Annotated in this window: 6 protein-coding genes and 1 pseudogene; 3 read left to right on the top strand and 4 right to left on the bottom strand. The window is 64.1% G+C overall.

The window, feature by feature from the left end:
- A pseudogene (locus tag QZL63_RS05210) lies at nt 1-320 on the top strand (hypothetical protein); the annotation flags it as partial.
- Between the two features lie 144 nt (nt 321-464).
- Here the strand turns inward: QZL63_RS05210 and QZL63_RS05205 are convergent.
- The 3 genes from QZL63_RS05205 to QZL63_RS05195 all read right to left on the bottom strand — a co-directional run bounded on the left by QZL63_RS05205 (nt 465) and on the right by QZL63_RS05195 (nt 3,034).
- Nucleotides 465-1,208: a DUF5036 family protein gene (locus QZL63_RS05205; RefSeq protein ID WP_022308271.1), complete on the bottom strand. Its 744-nt coding sequence runs from the start codon at nt 1,206-1,208 to the stop codon at nt 465-467.
- A 126-nt stretch (nt 1,209-1,334) separates the two neighbouring features.
- The gene (locus QZL63_RS05200) at nt 1,335-1,889 is read right to left on the bottom strand and encodes an NADH peroxidase (protein ID WP_022308270.1); all 555 of its coding nucleotides are present in this window, start codon (nt 1,887-1,889) and stop codon (nt 1,335-1,337) included.
- A 215-nt stretch (nt 1,890-2,104) separates the two neighbouring features.
- Nucleotides 2,105-3,034 carry a DUF5106 domain-containing protein gene (locus QZL63_RS05195; protein ID WP_022308269.1) on the bottom strand — a complete coding sequence of 310 codons (930 nt, stop codon included), beginning with the start codon at nt 3,032-3,034 and terminating at the stop codon, nt 2,105-2,107.
- Between the two features lie 92 nt (nt 3,035-3,126).
- Here QZL63_RS05195 and gadC point away from each other — a divergent pair, with 92 nt between their 5' ends.
- Nucleotides 3,127-4,668: a putative glutamine/gamma-aminobutyrate antiporter GadC gene (gene gadC, locus QZL63_RS05190; protein WP_022308268.1), complete on the top strand. Its 1,542-nt coding sequence runs from the start codon at nt 3,127-3,129 to the stop codon at nt 4,666-4,668.
- Nucleotides 4,665-5,648, top strand: a complete 984-nt coding sequence (glsA, locus tag QZL63_RS05185) for a glutaminase A (RefSeq protein WP_022308267.1) — start codon at nt 4,665-4,667, stop codon at nt 5,646-5,648. The genes gadC and glsA overlap by 4 nt, the downstream gene beginning before the upstream one ends.
- A gap of 148 nt (nt 5,649-5,796) precedes the next feature.
- On the opposite strand, the gene QZL63_RS05180 is transcribed toward glsA, so the two are convergent.
- Nucleotides 5,797-6,945: a DegT/DnrJ/EryC1/StrS family aminotransferase gene (locus QZL63_RS05180; protein WP_022308266.1), complete on the bottom strand. Its 1,149-nt coding sequence runs from the start codon at nt 6,943-6,945 to the stop codon at nt 5,797-5,799.
- Nucleotides 6,946-7,041: the final 96 nt, after the last annotated feature.

Genomic DNA, 7,041 nt, shown 5'->3' with positions numbered 1-7,041 from the left:
CGGGTCTCAAGGAGGGCACCGAGGTAGTCCGCGACACGCCGTTCAGCGTGAAACTCGACAAGAAGGGCAACCCCGTGAAGCGCACGGGTCTGATCGCCGCAGGTGCCAAGGCAGGCCGCCTGGAGCTGTTCCGCGAGATGTCGGACTTCCGCCGCGCCGGTGAGATCGAGGGTCTGTGCATCGACCCCGTGACGGACGATCTGCTCGTACTCAACAACCGCGGCACGCAGATCATCCTCGGCATGTCGCAGGGCCCGTTCACCGAGGAGGGCTACACCGGTGAGATCCACGAGGTGTACATCTACGAGAAGGTGAAGTAACCGATCAGTAGTATCTGACTGCAAGAATGTTGCAGTTCGGATACACCAGAAGAAAGGCGACCCGGATTTCGGGTCGCCTTTCCTGTTGTTGGTCTTGTGATGTGGCCGTGCGGCGGATCGGGCCGCCGCATCCGGAGCGGAGGGTTAATAGCGGAGCAGAACGTTCACCTCGGTGAAACTCTCGCCGACGCGCAGCCGCAGGGTGTAGGAGACCGAACCGTCACCGTACGACGGCCAGTCGTGCAGCACGAAGACCAGCTTGCGGCCCCGCTTCTCGCAGGAGAGCTCCCTGTTTCCGTAGAGCTCGGCCTCGAAGTTGTCACCGGGGAGCGTCAGCGCCACCTCATCCCCGAGGGCCTTCGACGAATAGTCGATCTCGTAGGGCGTCGAACCCCACTCGGGCAGCCAATAGCCGCGGGGCGCCTCGATGGCGAACTTCACGACGGCGCCCAGATCGCCCCGTTCGGGGTCGGTGATGCGATCCACGACATAGAACTTGAGGTAATTCACGCCGCGCTCCGGATCGACCGGCAGGGCCACGCACTGCGAAGGGAACATATACGCCGCAGCACCGCGTACCGCCACATAGCCGTACTTTTTCATCACGGCAGCCTCGGGCGCAGGGTTCTTCAGATCGGTGACCCGCACGCCGCCCAGCCCCGAGCGCTCTCCCAGCATGAAGAGCTGGCAGCTCGCGGGGCTGATGAAGTTTCCGGCATCGTTGATGTAAATGTCCGAATCACTGAGCAAGGTCTTCCCGTTCTGCTCGTTGTACATGTTCAGCAGAACGGTCCCCTCGGGATCGCCCGGGGTCTCATCCTTGGAACAGGATACGGCCCCGAAGAGCAGAGCCGCAACCGCGGCCCATCGAATGGTTTGTCTGAGCATTGTTTCGTGCTGTTTGAAAATTTTGTAGCCGACGGCAAAGATAGTGAAAAATTCCCCCCCCCGCGAAAAAATGAAAAAAAGGCGGATTTTGTGAAAAACCCGCCTTCATGTCGTTTCCGGCCTTGATTATTTGCCGAAGTAGCGCTTGTAGAGACCTTCGAAGCCCTTGCCGTGACGGGCCTCGTCCTTGGCCATCTCGTGCACCGTGTCGTGTACGGCGTCGAGGTTCTCCTCCTTGGCCATGCGGGCCAGACGCATCTTGTCCTCGCAGGCGCCGCACTCGGCGTTCATGCGCTTCTCGAGGTTGGTCTTCGTGTCCCAGACCACCTCGCCGATCAGCTCGGCGAACTTCGAAGCATGCTCGGCCTCCTCCCATGCGTAACGCTTGTAGGCCTCGGCGATCTCGGGATAGCCCTCGCGATCGGCCTGACGGCTCATCGCCAGGTACATGCCCACCTCGGTGCACTCGCCCATGAAGTGGTTCTGGAGACCCTCCCAGAGCTCCTTGCTGGCGCCCTTGCCGTCACCGATCTTGTGCTCGGTAACGAAATCGAGGTCGCCCTCCTGCTCTACAACCTCTACGAACTTATCCTTGCCGACTTTGCACATCGGGCACTGCTCGGGTGCCTCGGGACCTTCATGAATGTACCCGCATACGGTACAACGCCATTTCTTTGCCATAGTTTTCAAGTTGTTAGTTTGGTATGTCAAGTGTGTGTGTTTCGTTTTAATCCGATGCAAAGATAACGATTCGCCGGGAAGTTTCCATATAAAACCGATTGTCTTTTTTTATGCAACCATAAGCATCGCTTATACCCTTCGCGCACGGGTATGGGAAGGCACGCATGCCGGGCGGCAGACAGCCCGCAGGCTGCGCGGACGCGGGACGGGGAGGTTCAGCTCCGGCGGTCGATCGTCTCCTCGATCAGGGCCACGTCGGCCGAGTCCTTGACGAGCACCCGCTTGTCGGCGTCGAGCAGGTAGAGCGACGGGATGGCCCGCAGGTCGTAGAGGCCCGAATCGCGGACCACGCATCCCGGGTCGCGGGCATTAATCCACGCCGGAGGGATCTCGCCGGCATGGACCCGCCAGGCGTCGAGCTCCTCGTCGGGATAGAGCACCAGCACGGCGAGCCGTCCCCGCTCGATCATTTCGGAGAGCATCGGCGACGAGGCGATCTGCTCGCGCACCTCGCGGCAGAGGGCGCATCCGGGATTGGAGACGAACAGCAGGACGTACTCCGACCGCAGCCCGTAGAGGCTGCCCCGCTCGCCGGTGATCCGCTCGAAGGTGAAATCGTTGGCCGGCTGCCCCACGCGGTTCTGCATCGCCATCTTCAGGGCATACTCCGGGGCCAGCCGCTCGTATGCGTCGTACCACGGGGCGGCGAGCACGGCCTGCAGCACGGGGATGTAGAACTCGTCGTTGCGCAGCGGCGAGTTGGGGTCGTGCAGCACCTCGTCGGCCAGCATGGCGAAGTAGTCGAGCATGAGGCGCGACGCCGAGGCGCGGTGCATGAGCGAATCGATCGGCGCCGGGTCGTTCGGGCGGTCGGAGATCAGCGCCACATAGCGGACATAGGCCTCGACGAGCTGCAGCGTGTCGGCCCGAGCGAGGAAGAGCGTGTCCGAAAAATCGAAGTTGTCCCAATAATGCCACCGAAGGTAGTCGCGCTGCTCGTCGAGCGACATCCGCGCGGGAGCGAGCGCCGGAAGGAAGACCCGCGGCGCGTCGGAGGCCGTATCGGCGGCCTTGCGGCGGGACGATCCGCCGCCGCACGAGGCGAGGCACAGGGCGGCAAGCAGGATGGACAGGATGCGTTTCATGGCTGTCAGGAAGTGGTTCGGGAGCAAATATACGGAAAAAATTGCACGGTAGTTGCACCGGTTGCAGCGTTCAAAAACAAAATCGACACGTTATGAATGGAAAGAAAACTTCCGTCGGCACGGGGTTCAAGCTGAGCGTCATGACCCTGGCCATCATGAACGTCACGGCGGTGGTGAGCCTGCGGGGCCTGCCGGCCGAAGCGGTCTACGGACTCTCGTCGGCGTTCTACTACCTGTTCGCCGCCGTCGTCTTCCTCATCCCGACGGCGATGGTCGCCGCCGAGCTGGCCGCCATGTTCTCCGACAAGCAGGGCGGCGTGTTCCGCTGGGTGGGCGAGGCCTTCGGGGCCCGCACGGGCTTCCTGGCCATCTGGCTCCAGTGGATTGAATCGACGATCTGGTACCCCACGGTGCTCACCTTCGGGGCCGTCTCGATCGCCTTCATCGGCATGAACGAGACACACGACATGACGCTGGCCTCGAACAAGGTCTTCACGCTGGCCGTGGTGCTGGCCATCTACTGGGCAGCGACGTGGATTTCGCTCAAGGGCCTGGGCTGGGTCGGCAAGATCAGCAAATGGGGCGGCATGATCGGCACGATCATCCCCGCCGGGCTGCTCATCGTGCTGGGCATCGTCTACCTGGCCACGGGCGGGCACAACCACATGGACCTCTCACAGGGATTCTTCCCCGACCTGACCCGGCTCGACAACCTGGTGCTCGCCAGCGGCATCTTCCTCTTCTACGCCGGCATGGAGATGATGGGCATCCACGTCATGGAGGTCCGCGACCCGGGGCGCAACTACCCCAAGGCGATCATCATCGGTTCGCTGGTGACGGTCTGCATCTTCGTGCTGGGCACCTTCTCGCTGGGCTTCGTGATCCCGGCCAAGGAGATCAACCTCACGCAGTCGCTGCTCATCGGCTTCGACAACTACCTGCGCTACCTGCACCTCTCGTGGGCCTCGCCCGTAATCGCCGTGGCACTGATGTTCGGCGTGCTGGCCGGCGTGCTGACCTGGGTGGCCGGCCCGTCGAAGGGTATCTTCACCGTGGGCAAGGCGGGCTACCTGCCGCCCTTCTTCCAGAAGACCAACCGCAACGGCGTGCAGCGCAACATCCTGCTCATCCAGGGCGGTCTGGTGACACTGCTGGCCCTACTCTTCGTGGTAATGCCCTCCGTGCAGTCGTTCTACCAGATCCTCTCGCAGCTCACCGTGCTGCTCTACCTGATCATGTACATGCTCATGTTCGCGGCGGCGATCGTCCTGCGCTACCGCATGAAGTCGGCGCCGCGCCCCTTCCGCCTCGGGAAGGGCAACGGCATGATGTGGTTCATCGGTTCGCTCGGCTTCTGCGGCTCGCTGCTGGCCTTCGTATTGAGCTTCGTGCCGCCCGGGCAGATTGCCACGGGAAGCAGCGCCGTGTGGTACTCGGTGCTCGTCATCGGCTGTCTGGTCATGGTCGGCGCCCCGTTCGTGATCTACGCCCTGCGCAAACCCTCGTGGCGTGACCCGAAGGCTGCCGCCGACTTCGCCCCGTTCCACTGGGAGGAGACCCCGGACAAGGGCAGCCCCGCCACCGCAACGGATTCGGCACATACAATCAAGAACCGCAAATCGGACAAATCATGATACGAAAAATCGACGCACACACGGTTCGGGAGGCCGTCGAAGAGGCCTACCGGCACTGCAAGGAGGAGAGCGGCGGCCGGAACGCCGACTACATCCCCTACCTGGCGGGGGTTCCCGCCCATCTGTTCGGCATCGCGGCCTGCCTGCCCGACGGATCGGTCATCACCGCCGGCGATACGGAGTACGCCTTCGGCATCGAATCGGTGTCGAAGGTCCCCACGGCGCTGCTGGCCATGGAGCAATACGGCGCCGGACAGCTGCTGCACAAGATCGGCGCCGACGCCACGGGGCTGCCCTTCAACTCGATCATGGCGATCCTGCTCGAACGCGACCATCCCTCGACGCCGCTGGTAAACGCCGGGGCCATCGCCGCCTGTTCGATGATCCGCCCGACGGGCGATGCCGACGCGAAGTGGGCGGCGATCCGGGGCTTCATCGGCGAACTGGCCGGATCAGAGGTCGAGGTGATCGACGAACTCTACCGTTCGGAGTCGGCGACCAACTTCAACAACCGCTCGATCGCCTGGCTGCTGCGCAACTACGAACGCATCTACGACGATCCGGAGCTCTCGCTCGACCTCTACACGCGGCAGTGCTCGCTCGGCGTGACGGCCCGACAGCTTGCCGTGGCGGCCGCGACGATTGCCGGCGGCGGAGTGAACCCCACGACCCGCCGGAGGGTCTTCAAGGCGGAACTCACGCCGAAGATCACGGCGCTGATGGCCACCGTCGGGTTCTACGAACACACGGGCGACTGGCTCTTCACGACGGGGCTCCCGGCCAAATCGGGAGTCGGCGGCGGCATCATGGGCGTCGTCCCGGGCGTGCTGGGCATCGCGGCCTTCGCGCCCCCGCTCGACGGGGCGGGCAACTCGGTCAAGGCGCAGAAGGCGCTGGCCCGCATCGCCGCCCGGCTCGACCTGGGGGTCTTCCACCCGACGCACTGCATTCCGGCATCAGCAGAAGCCGCAACGGTCTGAACGTCCGCTGCGGGACCGGTCCCGGAGAAGGAGGAGCAACCCGCTCCGGGCAGGTTCCGTCCGGACGCTCCGTCCCCGAGGTCCAACGAACGGAAGAGCCCCGCATCATCGTGATGCGGGGCTCTCACGTACACGCTTTCCGGAAAGGTTATGCCACGGGGCTCTTCACACAGGCCCGGATGCACGCCGCGATGCGGTCCACGTCGCCGTCCGTGACCATCGGCCCGGCCGGAAGGCAGAGTCCCCGCCCGAAAAGGCGCTCGGCCGTGCCGTTCACATAGCACGGATTGCCGGCATAGACCGGCTGCAGGTGCATGGGTTTCCACAGCGGGCGGGTCTCGACGCCCTCCGCATCGAGCCGGAGGCGCAGCTCCTCGCAGGTGGTTCCCGACACGGCCGGATCGACGAGGATCGTGCAGAGCCAGAAGTTCGAGTTCCACCGGCTGTCGGGGTTGTCCGCGAGGGTGATGCCCGGCACGCCGGCAAAAGCGGCGGCATAGCGCGCATGCACCCTCCGGTGGTGGGCGATGTGGGCGTCGAGCACGGTCATCTGCCCGCGGCCGATGCCGGCGCAGATGTTCGACATGCGGTAGTTGTAGCCGATCTGCTCGTGCTGGTAATAGGGGAACGGCTCGCGGGCCTGCGTGGCGAAGAACATCGCCCGGCGTCGGGTCTCGTCGTCGGGGACGATCAGCGCACCGCCGCCCGAGGTGGTAATCATCTTGTTGCCGTTGAACGACAGCGCACCCAGTGCCCCGAACGTGCCGCACTTGCGCCCCTCGAACTCCGAGCCAAGGGCCTCGGCGGCATCCTCCAGCACCGGGATTCCATACCGTTCGGCCACGCGGCAGATGGCGTCGATATCGGCCGGCATGCCGTAGAGGTGCACGGGGATGATGGCCTTCGGCTTGCGGCCGCGGCGGGCGATCCGGTCACGGATGGCCTCCTCGAGCAACTCGGGATCCATGTTCCAGCTCCGGGGTTCGCTGTCCACGAAGACGGGCGTCGCCCCGAGGTAGACGGCCGGATTGGCCGAGGCACAGAAGGTGAACGACTGGCAGATGACCTCGTCGCCCGGGCCGACCCCCAGCAGCACGAGCCCCAGGTGGATGGCCGCCGTGCCGGCCGAGAGGGCCACGACCCGTTTTCCGCCGCCGAGGAAGGCCCCGAGCTCCTCCTCGAAGGCATTCACATTGGGGCCGAGCGGCACCACCCAGTTGGTGTCGAACGCCTCGCGGATGAAATCCTGTTCCCGGCCGCTCATGTGGGCCAGGCACAAATACACGCGTTTGTCCATTGGTTTGCGGGATTGTTTTCGATATGCACGGGTGCGATCCGTGCAAAACCCGCTCCAAAGCGATGCGCCGCGCGGTCCGAAGAGGGTCCCGGGAGG

It is taken from the genome of Alistipes sp. CAG:268, from assembly GCA_000434235.1.
Lineage (GTDB): Bacteria > Bacteroidota > Bacteroidia > Bacteroidales > Rikenellaceae > Alistipes > Alistipes avistercoris.
The sequence above is the reverse complement of the archived record's forward strand: the minus strand, read 5'-3'. Positions and strand labels throughout refer to the sequence as shown.